Annotated in this window: 19 protein-coding genes; 1 reads left to right on the top strand and 18 read right to left on the bottom strand. The window is 35.9% G+C overall.

What is annotated here, in order from left to right; genetic code table 11:
- Positions 1-3: 3 nt before the first annotated feature.
- From BBH99_RS07380 to BBH99_RS07335, 10 genes are all read right to left on the bottom strand, one after another.
- Positions 4-555 (bottom strand): hypothetical protein, encoded by a 552-nt coding sequence (locus BBH99_RS07380; RefSeq protein ID WP_066694034.1) that lies wholly within the window; start codon positions 553-555, stop codon positions 4-6.
- A 20-nt stretch (positions 556-575) separates the two neighbouring features.
- Positions 576-2,960, bottom strand: coding sequence for a TonB-dependent receptor (locus BBH99_RS07375; RefSeq protein WP_066694032.1), 2,385 nt, complete (start codon positions 2,958-2,960; stop codon positions 576-578).
- A gap of 283 nt (positions 2,961-3,243) precedes the next feature.
- Entirely contained in the window at positions 3,244-3,597 is a 354-nt protein-coding gene (locus BBH99_RS07370) for a hypothetical protein (RefSeq protein ID WP_066694029.1), read from the bottom strand.
- 148 nt (positions 3,598-3,745) lie between these two features.
- Entirely contained in the window at positions 3,746-5,677 is a 1,932-nt protein-coding gene (locus tag BBH99_RS07365; protein ID WP_066694027.1) for an ABC-F family ATP-binding cassette domain-containing protein, read from the bottom strand.
- 159 nt (positions 5,678-5,836) lie between these two features.
- A complete protein-coding gene (locus BBH99_RS07360) occupies positions 5,837-7,180 on the bottom strand; it encodes a T6SS phospholipase effector Tle1-like catalytic domain-containing protein (protein ID WP_066694024.1) in 1,344 nt (447 codons plus the stop codon).
- 152 nt (positions 7,181-7,332) lie between these two features.
- Positions 7,333-8,010 carry a response regulator transcription factor gene (locus tag BBH99_RS07355; protein WP_066694021.1) on the bottom strand — a complete coding sequence of 226 codons (678 nt, stop codon included), beginning with the start codon at positions 8,008-8,010 and terminating at the stop codon, positions 7,333-7,335.
- A complete protein-coding gene (locus BBH99_RS07350) occupies positions 7,979-8,665 on the bottom strand; it encodes a sensor histidine kinase (RefSeq protein WP_083188774.1) in 687 nt (228 codons plus the stop codon). The genes BBH99_RS07355 and BBH99_RS07350 overlap by 32 nt, the downstream gene beginning before the upstream one ends.
- Before the next feature lie 95 nt (positions 8,666-8,760).
- Entirely contained in the window at positions 8,761-9,384 is a 624-nt protein-coding gene (locus tag BBH99_RS07345; RefSeq protein ID WP_066694019.1) for a hypothetical protein, read from the bottom strand.
- Positions 9,385-9,401: 17 nt separating this feature from the next.
- Positions 9,402-10,172, bottom strand: coding sequence for a hypothetical protein (locus BBH99_RS07340; protein WP_228390763.1), 771 nt, complete (start codon positions 10,170-10,172; stop codon positions 9,402-9,404).
- Positions 10,173-10,235: 63 nt separating this feature from the next.
- Entirely contained in the window at positions 10,236-10,856 is a 621-nt protein-coding gene (locus BBH99_RS07335) for a DUF5715 family protein (RefSeq protein ID WP_066694015.1), read from the bottom strand.
- Positions 10,857-11,076: 220 nt separating this feature from the next.
- Here BBH99_RS07335 and aqpZ point away from each other — a divergent pair, with 220 nt between their 5' ends.
- Positions 11,077-11,793 (top strand): aquaporin Z, encoded by a 717-nt coding sequence (gene aqpZ / locus BBH99_RS07330; RefSeq protein ID WP_066694103.1) that lies wholly within the window; start codon positions 11,077-11,079, stop codon positions 11,791-11,793.
- Positions 11,794-12,041: 248 nt separating this feature from the next.
- Here aqpZ and BBH99_RS07325 read toward each other — a convergent pair whose 3' ends face one another.
- From BBH99_RS07325 to BBH99_RS23040, 8 genes are all read right to left on the bottom strand, one after another.
- Positions 12,042-12,587 carry a hypothetical protein gene (locus tag BBH99_RS07325; protein WP_066694012.1) on the bottom strand — a complete coding sequence of 182 codons (546 nt, stop codon included), beginning with the start codon at positions 12,585-12,587 and terminating at the stop codon, positions 12,042-12,044.
- A gap of 76 nt (positions 12,588-12,663) precedes the next feature.
- On the bottom strand, positions 12,664-13,656 hold the full coding sequence (locus BBH99_RS07320) for a LuxE/PaaK family acyltransferase (RefSeq protein WP_066694101.1): 993 nt from the start codon (positions 13,654-13,656) through the stop codon (positions 12,664-12,666).
- Between the two features lie 193 nt (positions 13,657-13,849).
- Positions 13,850-14,620 (bottom strand): UDP-2,3-diacylglucosamine diphosphatase, encoded by a 771-nt coding sequence (locus BBH99_RS07315; protein WP_066694009.1) that lies wholly within the window; start codon positions 14,618-14,620, stop codon positions 13,850-13,852.
- Positions 14,621-14,644: 24 nt separating this feature from the next.
- Positions 14,645-15,091: a 6-pyruvoyl trahydropterin synthase family protein gene (locus BBH99_RS07310; RefSeq protein WP_045500594.1), complete on the bottom strand. Its 447-nt coding sequence runs from the start codon at positions 15,089-15,091 to the stop codon at positions 14,645-14,647.
- 72 nt (positions 15,092-15,163) lie between these two features.
- The gene (locus BBH99_RS07305) at positions 15,164-15,562 is read right to left on the bottom strand and encodes an acyl-CoA thioesterase (protein WP_066694007.1); all 399 of its coding nucleotides are present in this window, start codon (positions 15,560-15,562) and stop codon (positions 15,164-15,166) included.
- A gap of 138 nt (positions 15,563-15,700) precedes the next feature.
- On the bottom strand, positions 15,701-16,270 hold the full coding sequence (locus BBH99_RS07300) for an OmpH family outer membrane protein (protein ID WP_066694005.1): 570 nt from the start codon (positions 16,268-16,270) through the stop codon (positions 15,701-15,703).
- A 212-nt stretch (positions 16,271-16,482) separates the two neighbouring features.
- Positions 16,483-17,763, bottom strand: a complete 1,281-nt coding sequence (aceA, locus tag BBH99_RS07295; protein ID WP_066694003.1) for an isocitrate lyase — start codon at positions 17,761-17,763, stop codon at positions 16,483-16,485.
- Between the two features lie 118 nt (positions 17,764-17,881).
- Positions 17,882-18,022, bottom strand: coding sequence for a hypothetical protein (locus BBH99_RS23040; protein ID WP_394363547.1), 141 nt, complete (start codon positions 18,020-18,022; stop codon positions 17,882-17,884).
- Positions 18,023-18,041: the final 19 nt, after the last annotated feature.

The raw sequence follows: 18,041 nt of genomic DNA, 5'->3' as shown, positions 1-18,041 counted from the left end.
GGATTAATGAAAATCGATGAAGATATCTACATCACTTTCACCTCCTACAGTGCTTCCCAGCTGGTTATCCGGTGAAGGCGAATTATCATTTACTGCAGTTGCTCCATGAACAAGTGTTATGTTTGCTTTACCAGCTGCTGACTTAGCAACAGTCCATTCAGTTTTAAGTCCTAATTTTTTACCATCGGTTCTTACCACATCTTCAGCAGTTCTTTTTACATTAATTTCTGCTCCTGAGAATTTATAGGTAACAAAATGCATATCTTTTTCCTCTATAATTTCTTCTGCATCATGGTAATGATCTCCATGTTTAATCTGGAAATTAACATCTACGGCATAGGTAGCCCCTTGAGTAAGATGAAAATGATCTGTTGTTTGACCATTGGTAACCGTTACTGTCTGCTTGGTTCCATCAGCCTTATTGGTAGCTGTCACAATTACCTGCCCCACTTCTTCATGCTCGTGAATATCTTCAGGAATATCATTCCCGTCACGGCAGGAAAACAATAAAATAGCGGCAAATAATAAAAGTGATATGTTGAATAATTTTTTCATTGTAATTTAAATTTTAAGAGTTAAAAATTGTATTTAAGAGTAACCACAAAGTTTCTTCCCGGTTCCGGCATATAATATCTCAATCGGTTAAGATATTCCTTGTACTCTCTGTTAAAAATGTTGTTGATTCTGAAATTCAGATTCATATTTTTGAATAGATCCGCACCTATTGATGCATGAAATATGGAGAATCCTGCAGGAGGTGTACTGTAATCTATAATTTTAGTAACCATTTCTCCATCCTCAATAAACTGTACCGATTGATCTCTGATAGGAAAACGGTTCTGCTTGAAAGTATTTTCGTTTTCCAGTCTGACATAGAAATTAGCAGGTTTATTCAATTTCAGCTCCAATGAATTTCTAAGGCTCATAGGCATCATAAGAATAAGAGGTTCATTATTGGTTAAATCGTCTCCTCTCAATGCACTGAAACTAGTTGTCCATTTCAGATTATCCAGAATATTCAGCTGGGCATCAGCATCTATTCCGTACATTCTGGCTTTCACCTGTTGATAAGCCCAAACCGCAAAAGTTCCTCTGCTTGTATTTTGGATTTCCACCGGCATTTGATTAATAAAGCTGTCGGAGAAAATAATATAAGGATTTGCCTCCACCTGTAGCCCTTTCAAAACATTGAAACGTCCTGTTAAAGAAAGACCGGCATTATAAATCTCTTCTTTTTTGATTCTTAAATCTCCTTTTTCAATAATGGCTGCAGAATGGTGAAGCCCATCTGCAAATAATTCTGCCGGGTTCGGAGTTCTGCTCATTCTTGAAAAATTGAATTTAATGTCAAAATCTTTGGAAGGGGTATAATTCAAGCCTACATTGGCTGAGATATTATGATTATCTATGATAGGACGAGATAATACTCTGCTTCCGCTCTCTTTCACAAAAAACTGTGGAAAAACGTCAGCGTATTTATCGTTCCATTCTTTAGCATCATAATATTTATAAGAATCATATCTGCTGAAATCGTATCTTACTCCTGCTTCTGCATTCAGTTTTGGAGTGAAACGGTATTTAAAGACAGAAAATCCTCCTGCATCATAACGGTAATAATCCGGGATAAGGCGCCTAACTTCCGTTGCCGGATTAGGGTAATTATCTTGGAAACCTGCAGACACACCGCTTTCAAGGCTCCATTTTGAGCGTTCAATAAGGTGGGTAAGGCTTGCCGAGTGTGTAATCAGCCTCAAATCCATAGAAGGGGTATCTTTAAGATCTCCTTTTCTCACATCATATTCTTTACGCTTATTCACCTGGAAGCTATATTGAAAAGTAATCTTACCAAAATCAGCAAAGCGCTTATAAGCAGAAAGTTTTACAATATGATGTTCTATTTTCTGCTTAGGATATCCGATATCGTAGCTGAAATCATCCAGAAAATAAGGTTGTCCCAAAGTCATCGCTTTGTAGATGTCATACCCATTTCCAAGGTGTGCTCCTTTATAGATTCCGAATTCCTGATTCATTCCACTGTAGGAAACATCAAAGCCCTGCATAAAATCATGTCTTCCAAAAGAAAAATTAAAAGAATTTACTTCGGCTCCGGTATTCTGAAGGGTATGATGTGGAATATAAAGATCCCCCAGCTTTTTATAACTGCCTCCTGTTTTTACAAACCATTCGTTTTCCCAGGATTTAAGAACATTGGCTGAAATCTCACCACCTCTTCCATTAGAGATCCCTGAAAGTTTAAGATTTCCCATCAGCGTATCCTTCTTTGGAGGGATTGCAGGCTCTAAAAGAACAACTCCTGCCACTCCGTCATTTCCATATTTCAGGGCAGATGCTCCTTTAATGACATCTATATGTTCAAAGTCGTTGACATCTACATTGGGAGCATGTTCTGCTCCCCATTCCTGTTCTGCAAGCTTCACCCCATTATTCATAATAGAAATACGGCTTCCGTAGAGACCATGAATCACAGGCTTTGTAATATTATTGCCTGTTTTCAATACGGAAACCCCTGAAATTTTTGAAAGAACATTTCCAAGATTCTCCGTGGAATTTCTTTCAAGTTCAGCTTTATCCAATGTTTTCATGACTATAGAACCTTTATTTTTATGACTTCCGTGTAAAGTAATAGTTTCTATGTCCCCCGAATGATGTTCCAGAGTAATGGTTAGATGAAGGTCCTGATCAACTCCTATATTTTCAGTATAATCATTGCAATCAGGATGTTTTGCAATGAGTGTATACTTCCCCACAGGGATTTTATTAAAGGAAAACGTTCCTTTTTTATCTGTTTTTGCTGTAAGGTTACCGATTTTTACCACTGCATTCTCAAGCATGGTTTTATCATGAAAATCCTGAACCGTTCCTTGTACAGTATAAGTTTTCTGTGCACTTGTAAATACCGATCCACAAAAGATCAGCAACAGGCAATATATCAATTTCATTGTAAAATAGATGATTGCGTACCCTTTGAAACGATGGGTACATTTTCGTTAAAATTTATTGAATGGGTTAGCTTATTTGTACAATGAATGATGTACAATAGATTAATGTCAATAAGTTAGATCTAAAAACATTGGAATAAATAAGTGACCGAGTATTCTGAGCTAACATCATTACTCATCACAAACTAACAGCTGTTTTTTCAACAACTTTAAACATTAAACTTCAAACCTTGAACATTAAACTCTATGACATAGAGTTGTAAACCCAATAAGAATGTATTGATTAGGAAATTGCGGGCGGTCCGCGAAGCTGAAAGGTAAATTTGGTCTGAGACCAGATTTTTTCCTGAATAGCAATAATCTGCTTTACTTCGTGCGTATAATGCTCAAAGCTAAAGCTGAATTCTTCAGGAGCCAATGTGTGTCCGGTCACCAAAAAGTGGCAGGCCAGACAGTCACCCGCTTTCTCTTTAGTAATAGCTTTCGTTACAGAATTTTCGACTTTTTTAAAGTTAAACGCCTTAAAATAATCTACAGATTCGTGATGGTGAAAACTCTGAGAAAGCAGCGCAATGAAGTAAACTCCAAACAATAGCCTGGAGATCAACTTTTTTAAGTTTCTGCTTTCTTTAATCATGCTTCAAAATTATGAAAATAATTTAATTTTCAGCTACAACTTCCATTAAATTACTTTTACGACTCACAATTGATAAGTAAGTAAGAATCGTAAATTGTTACAAAAAAAAAGCTTCATAAAATAAATTATGAAGCTTTTATATGATTAATTAATCAAGCTGGGTTCCTAAGTATTCCCATTCCTGCAGAGCGTTATCCAGCTCTTCTTTAGCTTTATTGTACTTTTCTAAAGTTTCCTCGGAAGGATTTTCTTTAGCAAAAGAAGCTTCCATTTCTTCTACTTTACCTTCAAGCTCGGAAATTTTTTCTTCTACTTTCTTGATTTTATTTTGAATATTTTTCTGTTCTTTAGTAATGATATTGGTTGCCTGGCTACTGCTAACCACAGGTTTTTCTTCTACTTTTGGTTTTACTTCAGCTTTTTCCTCACCATGAAGTTTCGCTTTTTCCGCAGAAATTTCCCTGATACTTTCTTTCTGTCTGTATTCAAGATATTCGTTGATATCTCCAAGGAATTCTTTCATTTTCCCATCACGGAATTCATAGATTTTATCACAAAGTCCCTGAAGGAATTCCCTGTCGTGAGAGATTACGATTAACGTCCCTTCAAAGTTCTGCAATGCTAATTTAATGATCTCCTTAGACTGAATATCAAGGTGGTTCGTAGGTTCGTCCATAATCAACGTGTTGAAAGGACGAAGTAACAGTTTACAAAGCGCCAGACGGTTTCTTTCTCCTCCGGAAAGCACTTTTGTCTTCTTTGTAACGGCATCTCCCTGGAACAGGAAAGATCCTAACAGGTCTCTTACTCTAGGTCTGGTTTCTTCTGTAGCAGCGTCTTCGGCTTCTTCAAGAACGGTTTTATTAGGCGTTAAAACTTCTTCCTGATTCTGGGCAAAATATCCGATGTTTACATTGTGTCCAAGATTCCATTCTCCTGAATAATCTTTAATATCTCCAGCCAAAATTTTAGCTAAGGTTGTTTTCCCCTGTCCGTTTTGTCCTAAAAGCGCAATTCTGTCTCCTCTCTGAACTATGAAATCAACATTATCGAAGATTTGTTTCTGTCCATATGCTTTCCCAAGGTTTACAGCTTCAAAAATGACTTTCCCCGGAACCATAGACTGTACGAAACGGATATTGAATTTTGAAACGTCTTCGTTATCTACTTCAATACGCTCAATTTTATCCAATTTCTTAATAAGTGACTGTGCGAAAGAAGCTTTGGTAGCACTTGCACGGAACTTATTAATATTATCTTCCATCTGCTTGATCTCCGCATCCTGATTCTTCTTAGCCTGAATCAGTTTTTCACGGCGGTCTTCACGCATTACAAGATATTTGGTGTAGTTGGCTTTATAATCGTCAACTTTCTTATTATTGATGTCAAAAGTACGGTTACAAACGGCGGTCATGAACTGTTTATCGTGACTTACCAGAACAATAGCTCCCGGATAATCTTTTAAGAAGTTTTCAAGCCAGATGATGGATTCCATATCCAGGTGGTTGGTAGGCTCATCGAGAAGCATGATGTCATTCTTTTGAAGAAGCAGCTTTGCCAATTCGATTCTCATTCTCCATCCTCCTGAAAACTCATCGGTGATCTTTTGGAAATCATCAGCTTTAAATCCAAGACCAAATAACACTTTCTCCATATCACCTTCCAGGTTGTAGGCGTCATGGTTCATTAAAAGGTCATTCAGCTCGGTCATTTTATTAATCAGATCCGTGTAGGAATCACTTTCATAATCGGTTCTTGTAGCCATTTGATGGTTGACCTCTTCAAGCTCATTCTTCCATGCATTAATTTGCTCAAAAGCCTGCATGGTTTCATCCCAAACCGTTCTTCCTTTTACAAAATCAAGGTCCTGCTTCAGGAAACCAATGGTAATACTTCCTTCTGTTACAACTTCTCCTTCGTAGAAATTAATTTCTCCGGACAGCATTTTCAATAAAGTAGATTTTCCCGCTCCATTTTTTCCTACGAGCCCTACTTTATCATCCTTTTTAATAGTGAAATTTACGTTTTGAAATAAATAATTTCCTGAATGATGTAATCCTAAACTTTGAACCGAAAGCATTTTAATTAATAATTAGTAATGAATAATTGAATTTTCGGTGCAAAAGTACGGAAAAAGAAATGAATACGAGAATCGTGAACAGGCCTGCCAATTTAAATATAAAAGGGCATCAAATGAGATACCCTTTCAACCTAAATTTAAAACTAAAAAGGACTAACACTAATTATTAATTTCATCCAGCCTTTTTGCCGGAGTCCTGATAATTGAACGGGTCCAGATATCATTATTAGGAACACTGGTTCCATACAAAAAATCGGTTACGAAGCTGTCTTCAGGAAGATGAAGCTCGGCAGAAAGTCTCGCATGGCTTTTCTGATCTATAATGGTACTGCTGGAAACATTCAAACCATTGTTGAGAAGCTCAACATTAGTTTCATATTCTGACCGTTTTGACAAGCCCTCATAATAAAGCCCGAAATTGGCTGAAATATGTATATAATCAGCAAGTTTTCTGTAATTATATACTGGTTTTCTATTTGTAGAAAGATCTTTTATATAACTTAGCATTTCTTTATACAAGTCTTCTAATTCAGGATGCCTGTGATAATCTATTTCAAAATCTTTTCCTGATATAAAGACAGGAGAAATTGCATTAGTTTCCTGCAGCATGAGTCTCCCATAAAGTTTTGACAGCTCGTTGTAAACTTTATCTCTACAAACATAAGCTTTAGAAAAAGCGTCTTTTCTTTCCACTCCGAACTCTGAAAGTAAGGCATCCCACACTTTATTTCCATCCGGATGTATTTTTCTGTTTCTTATATTTTGTACATAAGTAATCAGGTCATCTGTATTGGCAAAATCTGTAGAAATATATACGGATTGCGGGCCTTCCAGATAGCCGCCACCGATATCAGCATGGGCACCCGGAACAAAAATTTCTTTCCAGACGGAAGTAAAATTCCGGAATTTATAATCCTGCATCATTTTTGAATTTTCAAAAAAGCCTGTCAGCGGGAAAAAGAATCTACATTCGTTCACTGCGCATATATGAAGTACATTTTCTACCTGCCGGGGTACATTTAAATCATAGGTATTGAATGGTTTTGATTCTACAGTATCAAAAGCACCTAAAAATTTCACTTTTATCTTATCTAAAGAGTAATTTGAGAAAAGCCAATGACTAAAAGTAACGGCCAGCATTCCTCCTCTTCCGAAACCGTATAAATAAAAATGATATTCATAGGCTCCATCAAGAATAGTTTTCTCCACAAAATCTTCTGCTTTCTGAAGTTTATCATCTGATGAGTATCCTTTTCCATAAGGTGGATTTGCACATGTGGTCATGGCAAAATTGCTGTCTTCCGCACCAGAAACGGTTCCTATTCCTTCAATATATATTTTTTCATTACCGGTAAATGATTTATACAATTTATAGATATTGGTGAATGCACCATGATAGCTTTCGTTATTATTCAGTGGTTTATCCGATGAAAGTGCATTTATTCCATTGTTTGCCGTACCGTCAAAGAAAATTCCGACGGAAATCACTCTACTGCCATTCATTCTTTTGTTAATTTTTTATTACAGATCTTCTCTGTGCATTTATGTTTTTATTAAAGTCTCTAAAAGAGATATTTCAAAATAACGCAAGAAAGTGCAGTCTGGCTAGAGTGAAAAGTACCAAATAAAAAATTCCGTATTTCTACGGAATCGGGTTATATTTTTTCAAGAGAGTAAATATTGTTCACAATGGCGTAAATAACTATTCCCACGGTATTTTTGGCTCCAATTTTTTCTAGAATACGCTGCCTGTGGCTTTCAACGGTTCTGGGGCTGATGAAAAGCTTCTCTCCTATTTCATTGTTGGTAAATTCCTGGCAGATCAGCTTTACAACATCCTTTTCTCTTTCAGACAGCTCATCTTCAGTTTCAAAGAGGGAGTTTTTCTTGGCAGAACTATTCATATAGGTAAACAGCATCTGATGGTCTTCAGCAGTAAAGAAAACTCCATTTTTATGAACCATTGTAATGGCATCAATAAATGTTTTCTTATCTGAGTTTTTAGGAAGAAAAGCTGAAACTCCCAGCTTAACCATATATCCTAAGATAGATGTTTTATAATGGGAAGAAAGAATAATGATTTTAAGATCAGGATATTTTTCTTTAAGAATTTCTACCAGCTCAAAACCGTTCATCGGCTTCATCTGAACATCTACCAGCGCAATATCAGGAAACTGTTTTTCTGAAAGCTTCCCCAGATCTTCTATAAAATCGGGACCATTATCTGCGGTAAGTGATACAGATATATTTTTTTCATTAGACAGCAGCATTTTTACCCCTTCAAGGATCAGCTGTTCATCATCAATCAGTGCTATTTTGATTTGGGAACTCATGATATTTCGGAATTTTAATGATTAAACGACTTCCTTTATTTAAAAAAGATTTTTTCCATTTGTGAACGGCATTCATAGACTTGATCCTGGATTCAATATTTTTGATTCCCATGCCTTTTTTTACTTCTTCATATTCAAACCCTTGCCCGTTATCTGAGATAACAACTGCCATAGTCTGCGGATAATCTTTTATATAAATCCACAAGTCTGTGGCATTAGAATGCTTGATTACATTGGTGGTAAATTCCTGAATAATGCGATACAACTGTACTTCCACAAAGATGTCTTTCTTTTCATATCCGGGCATTACCTGCAAAGAAATATTAACTTTATGGGAAAGATTAGCAATGAGCTCCTCCGTATACAAAACCAACCCCACCGATTCCAGATTAACGGGATATAGTGAGTGAGAGATACCTCTTGCAGCATCCACCAATGAAGACATCTGGCTGTGGATATTTTTTTTAATCACCTCATCACCTTTCGTGTCCAGATTATTGAGCCATAAGGAAAGAATATTCAATCTGTTTCCTATATCATCATGAATCATCACGGCAATTCTTTTTCTTTCCTCTTCCTGTGCTTTGATGTTCTCTAACACCAGCTTTTTCTGATGAAGAACTTCGGCTTCATGCTGCGTATTTTTTTCTTTCATAATCCTGCTTATAAATGTCCTGTAAGCAAGCATGATAAAGGATACTATAATTGCTATGGTAACAATTATAAGGATCAAAAGGTTAATATTTAAAGTTACTTCTTTAATCGGATGAAAGTGTATAAAAGTGAACAGTACAGAATACTGGATAAAATATTATTGGCTGTGAAAAGAATATAATAATTGTTTTCTGAAAGGTTAACAATCTGATGCTGAATAATAAAAATAAAGACTGAAACAGAATAATAGAAAAAAATGCTGGCATCTACCCAAAGAAAACGATTCTGAGCAGATGTTTTTTTGATCTCACTTATCAAGGTAATACCTGAAAGGCACACAATTATTATATTGGAAACAACTTTGGCTATATCGGCATTAGCAGGATAATCAAATCCATATTTCGAGATCATAAAACCCGCTGCAATTATACCTCCCAATCCTAAAAGGTATTTAGGCCAATCCAGCTTTCTAATAAATAAGCCTGTAAGTAAGAAAAACTCTCCGCCAATATAGAAGGGATAGAGAAATGATGTATCGTTAAGTCTGAAAACATAAGGCAGCGCCAGATTCAGCAGTTCAATAAAGAACAGAAAAGCAATACAATAAAAATACTGCTTTTCTTTATGGTTTAATATATGGTATTTAACAGCTCCCAACACAATGACGGTAAGAAGCAATCCATAGTTCAGGAATAAAATCGTCTTATAAAGATCTGCCACTCCTTTGATTTATTATTTTAAAATTCACCTTCCATTCCTGGTATACGACAGATAGGCGGGCATGGTTTCGCCCAGTCATAAGTATTAGACATCATTTGGGCACGTTCTGCATTCTGTAGATTTTCACGGAAAGATATAAAAATAAGTGTCACCAGCATTTTCCCATACACGTCATTATATTTAAGCCCAAAAGAACATTTAATTTCCCTCAGACCTTCATCCGAAAGACATAAATCTGCCGTAGGAACATAAAATCTTTTAAAAATTCCAATTCCTTTGGATTCATTACATTCTTTGTAAAACCAATCCATCCCCGATTCTCTCCAACTTTCAATAGCTTCAATAGCTTTATCCTGTTCAAGAATAGGCTGATTGGAAATAGGAAAAGCCATATCTGCATTCTTTTCTATTTTTTCAAGCCCTTTGGAAAGGATCGAATTTTTAACAATGGTATATTCCTGTATTTCCTGAAGTTTTACATCATTGGTTAATTCTGCAAGGGTGCAATAAGGATATTCCCTTTGGTCAATTCGGTCTCCTTTTTCATTCATGGGATAAAAAATCAGGATTAATTGGCCATTCCATATTCCTATTGTAGCACAAAATTCGGGATAATCTTTGTAGCTTTTCATCCACTCCAGTGGTCCATCAGAAATAGTAAAAACATACGTGGTAGGAATTAGATCCTTTATTTTTGGATAATTAGAACGGCAAAGACTCCATTCATCTGCAGCCAATCTGCATTCTTCTACAGGAAGTAAATAATCTACAATGTTTAATGTTGTCATAAGCATGGTTTTTAGTTGTATAAAATTATACAAACTAAACATGCTGTGCAAGTAGGAATTTAATTAATAGTTACGCACTGTAATATGATAACAGCTTTGTTGCCTTTCTTTTATGTAATAAATTCTACCAGCATCTGCATAATGCTTTAAAACTTTTTCCAAAGCCACTTCCATTTTAGGATTATATTTGAGAACATTATTGAATCTTATATAAGAAATATCAAAAGAATTTCCATAATTGTGAGAGCTTATTCCCAATGATGCATTAGAATTCACCCTTCTTAACCTGCACTGGTCTTCCAATGTACGGGTAATGGATGAAACGGTAAATGTAGCCCCTTTTGTAGCTTTACTGAATTTTGAGCCAATATTCTCCAGCGTGGTTTTTGCTTTGGAAACCATATAAGCTTTACTATAATCAAGCTTCTGAACCTGATATCCTTTTCCGGATTTCTTGATTTTATGAAACTTCCCTTTATTAATATACTTTTGTACGGTTTTAGAGTCTTTTAGTAATTGTACCCCAAAACTTTTGGAGGCATCAAGGTGCGGCTTATAAAGAGCAGTAGGCTCAACCTTTAAAACAGTTGTAAGATCATAACAGGGAAGGACTTTTTTTGCCGCCTGCGAATAATGTAAACTATACATAAAAGGTACAAAGACCACACAAAGAAACTTTCTCATTAACCACCACTTTAAATTACTAAGGAAGGATAAAACAATTATGTTAGCTCATTGAACAACAACCATAACAGTATCCTAATAAATCCCAAACAAACATCAAACCAATTTGATGAATTTGCAATTTTTGTTCCTCTAATTTTGAAATATTTTTTCAGTTTTAACTTTTTACTTTAAGATATAAATTCTACATTTGAGTTACATTTTAAAAATAAACAATATGATAAAAAAACTTTTTGCTGAATTTTTCGGCACATTTTGGCTTGTTTTCGGAGGTTGTGGAAGTGCAGTTTTTGCTGCAGGTGTTCCTGATATCGGCATCGGACTTTTAGGGGTTGCGCTGGCCTTCGGTCTTACTGTTCTTACGATGGCATATGCCGTAGGTCATATTTCTGGTGGTCACTTCAATCCGGCAGTTTCTTTCGGGCTTTTAGCAGGTGGAAGATTTTCTGCAAAAGACCTTATTCCTTATATTGTGGCACAGTGTCTTGGAGCTATTGTTGCAGCAGGATGTCTGTATACGATTCTTAACGGAGCCGGAGTTGTAGACTTCTCAGCACCTGGAGCATTTGCTACCAATTTCTATGGAGAAGCAGTGTACAATGGAAAAGCCTTCAGCATGGGAGCGGCATTCCTGGCTGAGTTTTTATTAACGGCTTTCTTCCTTATCGTTATTATGGGAGCTACAGATAAATGGGCAAATGGTAAGTTTGCAGGAATCGCTATTGGTCTTGCCCTTACTTTGATTCACCTGATCTCTATTCCTATCACAAATACTTCTGTAAACCCTGCAAGATCTCTTTCACAGGCTGTTTTCACAGGCGGATTGGCGATGTCACAGCTTTGGCTGTTCTGGGTAGCTCCAATACTTGGTGGAATTGTAGGTGGGTTGATCTACAAGTTCTTACTTCAGAGAGATACAGCGGAAGTAGCTGACTAATTAATTTCAGAACAAATACATAATTATAAAATCCTGTCATCAGACAGGATTTTTTGCTTTTATAAGGCTGTTTTTTTAAACGCAAAGTTTTATGATGAGATGCATTATTTTTAGGAGGCAAAAGAAGTGCGACTTCGTCGCTGATGAAGTGAATGAGCTATATAAACCTAACAGGGTTAGGTTTGATCCTATCAACGCATTTATATTATTATCTGTTTACTTCTATTTAGAATGAAAGGATTGAGAATTTACTTTTTATTTTTAAGATCGAAAGGATTTTTGAAAATAAGTTCTTCATGCTTTCCTTTGATCTCCATTTTACGCTGAAGCAGATTGAGAGCCATTTTCCGGATGAAAAGGTCTTTATCATTCAGTTTCCAGTAAGAATCTTCATGAAGCTTTTTGGGTGGACGGATAAGATAGAATTCTGTGTCCCATGTATCTGCATTATGATAAAACTCGATGATTCCGCAATGTTCAGGGATAAGACTGGAATCTACCATTCCCATTGGCAACAGGAAACTGAAAGCATTACAGACATAATCTCCACAGGAAATTTTATCATGCTTCAGAAATCTTTCACCTGTATCTTTATTGATATATGATTTTTTGAAGTCATTTTTAAAGTCACTTTTTGAAAGCTTGATCTCAATCTCATGACTGATTCCTTCTGCATCAATGATGAGAATATCTGCTTCCCAATCAGCCTGGAAATAGTTAGTGAGTACGAGTTCTTTTTCAAAATCGCATTGGGTATGGATGTATGCGTGAACAAGTTCTTCTATTTTAAGCATAATTTTAAGTTTAGGTAGAGATTTTCAGATTGAAATACGAGACAGTCTTCAAAAACCACATCGAAACAGACCTTATTTAACTCACCAACAGGCTACAGCCTCTTATATCAGAGTGATCTATTCTTCCCAGCACCTGAAACTTATCGCCTATTATTTTTCCAAGATCCTGAGTGGCGATAAAAGAGCAGGAATGAGTATTAGCCAAATCAATGATATTAATTGCTCCTGTTCTGCCTTCTTTTTCATAAGAGAAAGGATCTTCTGCATTCCTGATTTTGATTCTCATCCAATTAGGGCATTGATATTCATTGTTTCCAAGAGAATAGGCCTGAGATAACAGTTCCGTCATTGAATATTCTGAATAAATCTTATCTGTTTTGAAGCCTTCCTGTAAAATTTTCAACAGTTCATCTTTTGTCATCTCCTCTTTTCTTCCTTTCATCCCTCCAGTTTCGATAACGATTAGATTTTCAAGAATACTTAGCGATTCCTCGTTTCTCTCGGAATGACAATAGTCTAAGAAGTCTAATAAAGCAAAGGAAACTCCGAAAAGAATTACTTTTTTATCCTGCAGCTGATTTAAAAGATTGAAAAGATCAGAATGATTGTAAAGGAAATATCCGTTTTCAGGTTTTGCCGATTTTTTCATCAGATAATCTACCATATAGATCAAAGACGAATTCTGTCTTTCCAGATAACTTGGCAATAATCCAAGGAAAATAAAATCCTCCGGTTTCCCGATGAATTGTTCAAAGCTTTTGTAAATACTTTCTTCATACAAATTCGTATTGGCAATGAAGTGTTTGGAAAGATTCATCTGTGTAGTACCGGAGCTCTGAAAAAATAAGTCCGCAGTCACATTTTTATCCAGAATCTGATGATTCTTAAACATTTCAATGGGCAGGAAAGGGATCTTAGACAAGTCGTTTACCTCATCCGGACTGATATTTAAAAAGTCTACAAATTTCCTGTATATCTCAACATTTTCATACTGATAACGAAATGTTTTCAATGATGCATCCAGGAAATCCTGTTCGGTTTGTATGTTGAATATTTTTTTCGGTTCCATAATTTTTTCAATCATCTTATTACCTTTGATTAAAGTAATTATTTGAATAAAATATTTTTATTTAATGTTTTTTTAATATCAGAATATGACTTTGGTAAACTTCTTGCAAGTACTTAAACGGAATATGGATTAAAAACAGAATGAGTCCCCCACTCATTCTCAAATTACCTCTTTTTAGGGGTAATTTTTTTGTTTATTTCTCGAAAGTCTTCAGTTCAAAATCTTTTTCAAAAACGCCATAGGTAAAATAGGAAATCCAGTCTCCCAAGTTGATGTATTTTGAATTTTGACCTAAATCCAATACCATAGGAAGATGGCGATGCCCATATACAAAATAATCAATCTTCTGGTTTTTGAGCTTATCTTTAGAGTAAATGATAAGAAACTCTTTATCTTCTCCTAAGAATGCTTTGTCTTCTTCTCCTGAAATCATTTTATTTTTCTGAGAAAGATATAATGCCACTTTCATCGCTATATCCGGATGCAGCCATTTGAAAAACCATTGTGCTATCGGATTGGTAAAGACTTTTTTCATTCTTTTGTATCCTTTGTCACCAGGGCCAAGTCCGTCTCCATGAGCCAACAGAAACTGCTTCCCACCCATTTCAAAATACTGTTTCTGATAAAAAACGGTACAGCCAATTTCTTCTTCAAGATAATCTTTCATCCAAAGATCATGGTTTCCCACAAAGAAATAAATATGAATTCCTCTGTCTTTGAGTTCTGCAATTTTCCCTAAAACACGAACGTATCCTTTGGGCACTACATGTTTCCATTCATGCCAGAAGTCAAAAAGGTCACCCATTAAAAATAAAACCTGTGCATCTTCTTTGATCTGATCCATCCATCGTATAAATCTTTCTTCACGTACCTTACTTTCTTTAGGAGTAGGCGCACCGAAATGCTGATCTGAAGCAAAGTATACTTTTTTTCCAGGTTCTAAATTAATTTTTGTTTTTAACACCTTGTGAGCTTTATGGGATAATTATTATTGATTGTCTTCTGCAAACCATTCTCCATAAGAATTTTCCGTCTCATGAAGTTTAAGATAGGCGAGAGAAATTCCTTCCGGAAGTCTTGATTTTATTTTGGCTGCAATAGCATACAGCATATTTTCACAGGTTGGCTGGAAGCTGCAATAGATTACTTTATGGCCTTTCTGTTCAAGATCATCGCCCAATTCTTTATGGGGAGTGAGTGCATTTAAAAGCACTGCATGATCCCAAACGTCTACGATCTCAGATTTTACGATACTTTTGATATCTCCGAAATCCACTACCATCCCGTTTTTAGGGTTATCAATATCATTAATCGGTTTCCCTTTTACTGTTACAAACAGCTTATAGGAATGTCCATGCATATTTTTACATTTCCCATCGTAGTTGTACAGTACGTGGGCTGTTTCGAATGTAAAAATTTTTGTAATACGTATCATAGTGCAAAGATATGACAAAACCGCTTAACAAAGAAAAGACTGTTTCTATTACAATGATTACCAAATTAAGTTCTAATCAATTTTCAAGACTAATCTCTCCAGCCAATCATTTTCCAACCGCTTTATCTTCTTCGCTTCCGTATCAAACAGAATCCAAAGCGTACTTGAATCCACTACCAGTTCATCATTGCAATAAAACTCTACTTTTCTCGGCTGTTTAGCGCCTTCCGGATCCTGTGGATAAGTTTTCACAGTGATTACATCATTAAGATATACCTGCTTTTTATAACGGATATGATGATCCAGAAGCATCCACACATCATTCTCATACTCTGTTTTATGTTTTAAAAGATCCCAATGTTCAGCGGCTACTTCTTCTACCCAATGTACATATTGCACGTTATTGACATGGTTATTCTGATCGATATGCTGTTCTGTTATTTTGATCTGTTTTTCATACACTAAACTCATCTCATTGAAATTTTACTCAAATTTAGGATTTAAAATAAAAGGTTTCCCATGATTCTCTCTACAAAATTCATATTTAGTGTATAAAAAAACGGAACCAGACTGATCTGATTCCGTTTTGCAATATTCAATAGATTGAAATTATTTTTTAGCTTTTCCTACTGCCGGCTTAGAAGCAGAAGCACCTAGTTTTGCTTTTACCACTTCAGTAATATCCTCTCCTCCTTCAGTGTAAATAAGATTTGAACCTCGCGCTGAAATATCAAATACATAGTTCAGACCTTTTTCTTTAGACACTGCATAAATAGCATCCTTTACTTTTTGCTGTATTGGAGTAAACAATTCGTTTTGTTTATTAGAAATTTCCTTAGCAGCCTGCGCTCTTGCATCTTCTATTTTTTTACCCAGATTATCCAATTCTGTCTGTGCAGCAACCAACTCTTTAGTTACAGCATCTTTATTAGCTGTAGTTAATGTTTTTTCTTTTTCCTGTGCTGCTTTTAATTTAGTCTGATATTCATTGATAACTTTATCAATTTCAGTTTGTTTAGATTTCGTAAGGTTATCAACAGCATCACCGGCTGCTTTTACATCAGCCATATTATCAAAAATATCTGCCGTATTTACGCTTCCGATTTTCTGTTGAGCAGTTACAGCATTCGCAGTTAAAGTTAACCCAGCTGCAATAAAAAATAATTTAATTAGTTTCATTATGATATATAATTTTTTTTGAAAATTCACTTTTTTTCAGTGCCCAAATATAATATAATTTTTCATTTACAATCATTCTGTTTTTTTAGATATAAATATTGTTATAAACAACGATAGTACCCATTTTTTTCATAACAATTCTCATTGACATAAAGCTCCCTCCAAAAAACGGAGAGAGCTTCGAAAATATGTATAATGCAAAAAACTGAATTTTAATGGAACTGTGCTGTTTCTGTAGAATCCTTCATCGCTACAGTAGCAGAAGATCCGTTGGTAACAATATTCTGAACTTCATCAAAGTAGCCTGTTCCTACAAAAGACTGATGTTTTACCGCTCTGAATCCTTTTTCCTGCAAAGCAAATTCACGTTCCTGAAGTTCTGAATATCCGGCCATCCCTCTTTCTTTATACGCTAAAGCCAATTCAAACATTGCTGTATTCAAAGCATGGAATCCAGCCAGGGTAATAAACTGGAATTTATAGCCCATTTTCGCCAACTCTTCACGGAAAGTAGACATTTCCTCCACACTTAATTTAGCTGCCCAGTTGAATGAAGGGGAACAGTTATAGGCAAGCATTTTTCCGGGAAATTGTGCATGAATTCCGTCTGCAAATCTTTTTGCCTGTTCTAAATCCGGATTTGAAGTTTCCATCCAGATCAGATCCGCATAAGGTGCATAAGACAAGCCACGATCTATCCCTTGTTCTACTCCGTTTCTAACTACATAAAACCCTTCAGAAGTCCTTTCTCCTGTTACGAACTTTTTATCTCTGTCATCTATATCTGAAGTAAGCAAGTCTGCTGCATCAGCATCTGTTCTTGCAATGATAAGACTTGGAACCCCCAAAACATCTGCTGCCAAACGTGCTGCAATCAATTTATTAACAGCTTCCTGCGTAGGCACCAATACTTTTCCTCCTAAATGTCCACATTTTTTAGCTGAAGAAAGCTGATCTTCAAAGTGTACAGCGGCAGCACCTGCTTCAATCATTTGTTTCATCAGTTCAAATGCATTCAGGTTTCCTCCAAAGCCAGCTTCGGCATCTGCAATAATAGGAACAAGATATTCTTTATTGCCAGCTCCACTTACAGACTGAACCTGATCTGCTCTCAATAAAGCATTGTTAATTTTTTTCACTACAGAAGGCACTGAGTTTGCCGGATACAAAGACTGATCCGGATACATTTCTCCGGATAAATTGGCATCTGCAGCCACCTGCCATCCTGAAAGATAAATTGCTTCAAGCCCTGCATCTACTTCCTGCACAGCCTGGTTACCTGTTAAAGCCCCAAGTCCAGCCACATAATCCTGGGTATTTAATTTATCCCAGAATTTCTTAGACATTTCTGTTGCAATGGTATAATCAATTTTGTAGGAACCACGAAGTTTCAATACTTCTTCTGCCGTATAAGGTCTTTTTATACCATTCCAGCGTGGATTTGTCAGCCAATCTTGCTCTAAAGCCTGGATTTGTTCTTGTCTTGTTTTCATAATATTTGGATTTTGTTTGTTGAGTTATGAGGTTCGAGATGCGGGATACGAGGTTTAGGGTAGTTATCAACAGATGTAAAAATTCAGATTCTAAACACTCAAGCCTCCGATTCTCAATTTATATAAAAGGATATGCTTTAAGGGTTAAAAATTCTTCAAAGTTTTCTGAGAAAATCAGTTCGTTGAAAAGTTCTTTGGCAAGGTTGAATTTTCCGTTTTTAAAGCGGGTTTCACCAACATATTTTTCAATATTGTCCATTTCTTCGGATTCCCATTGA

Origin of the sequence: Chryseobacterium contaminans (assembly GCF_001684955.1) — a bacterium.
Lineage (GTDB): Bacteria > Bacteroidota > Bacteroidia > Flavobacteriales > Weeksellaceae > Chryseobacterium > Chryseobacterium contaminans.
Note: the sequence above shows the minus strand (reverse complement) of the source record. Positions and strands in the feature narration are given on the sequence as shown.

Coding starts and splice junctions, on each gene's coding strand:
- BBH99_RS07365 (WP_066694027.1), bottom strand. CDS start 5,677: ATGCTTTCGGTTCAAAGTTTAGGATTACATCATTCAGGAAATTATTTA.
- BBH99_RS07380 (WP_066694034.1), bottom strand. CDS start 555: ATGAAAAAATTATTCAACATATCACTTTTATTATTTGCCGCTATTTTA.
- BBH99_RS07335 (WP_066694015.1), bottom strand. CDS start 10,856: ATGAGAAAGTTTCTTTGTGTGGTCTTTGTACCTTTTATGTATAGTTTA.
- BBH99_RS07310 (WP_045500594.1), bottom strand. CDS start 15,091: ATGATACGTATTACAAAAATTTTTACATTCGAAACAGCCCACGTACTG.
- BBH99_RS07320 (WP_066694101.1), bottom strand. CDS start 13,656: ATGGAACCGAAAAAAATATTCAACATACAAACCGAACAGGATTTCCTG.
- BBH99_RS07370 (WP_066694029.1), bottom strand. CDS start 3,597: ATGATTAAAGAAAGCAGAAACTTAAAAAAGTTGATCTCCAGGCTATTG.
- BBH99_RS23040 (WP_394363547.1), bottom strand. CDS start 18,022: ATGGACAATATTGAAAAATATGTTGGTGAAACCCGCTTTAAAAACGGA.
- BBH99_RS07340 (WP_228390763.1), bottom strand. CDS start 10,172: ATGACAACATTAAACATTGTAGATTATTTACTTCCTGTAGAAGAATGC.
- aceA (WP_066694003.1), bottom strand. CDS start 17,763: ATGAAAACAAGACAAGAACAAATCCAGGCTTTAGAGCAAGATTGGCTG.
- BBH99_RS07325 (WP_066694012.1), bottom strand. CDS start 12,587: ATGCTTAAAATAGAAGAACTTGTTCACGCATACATCCATACCCAATGC.
- BBH99_RS07350 (WP_083188774.1), bottom strand. CDS start 8,665: ATGAAAGAAAAAAATACGCAGCATGAAGCCGAAGTTCTTCATCAGAAA.
- BBH99_RS07305 (WP_066694007.1), bottom strand. CDS start 15,562: ATGAGTTTAGTGTATGAAAAACAGATCAAAATAACAGAACAGCATATC.
- BBH99_RS07355 (WP_066694021.1), bottom strand. CDS start 8,010: ATGAGTTCCCAAATCAAAATAGCACTGATTGATGATGAACAGCTGATC.
- BBH99_RS07360 (WP_066694024.1), bottom strand. CDS start 7,180: ATGAATGGCAGTAGAGTGATTTCCGTCGGAATTTTCTTTGACGGTACG.
- BBH99_RS07375 (WP_066694032.1), bottom strand. CDS start 2,960: ATGAAATTGATATATTGCCTGTTGCTGATCTTTTGTGGATCGGTATTT.
- BBH99_RS07300 (WP_066694005.1), bottom strand. CDS start 16,270: ATGAAACTAATTAAATTATTTTTTATTGCAGCTGGGTTAACTTTAACT.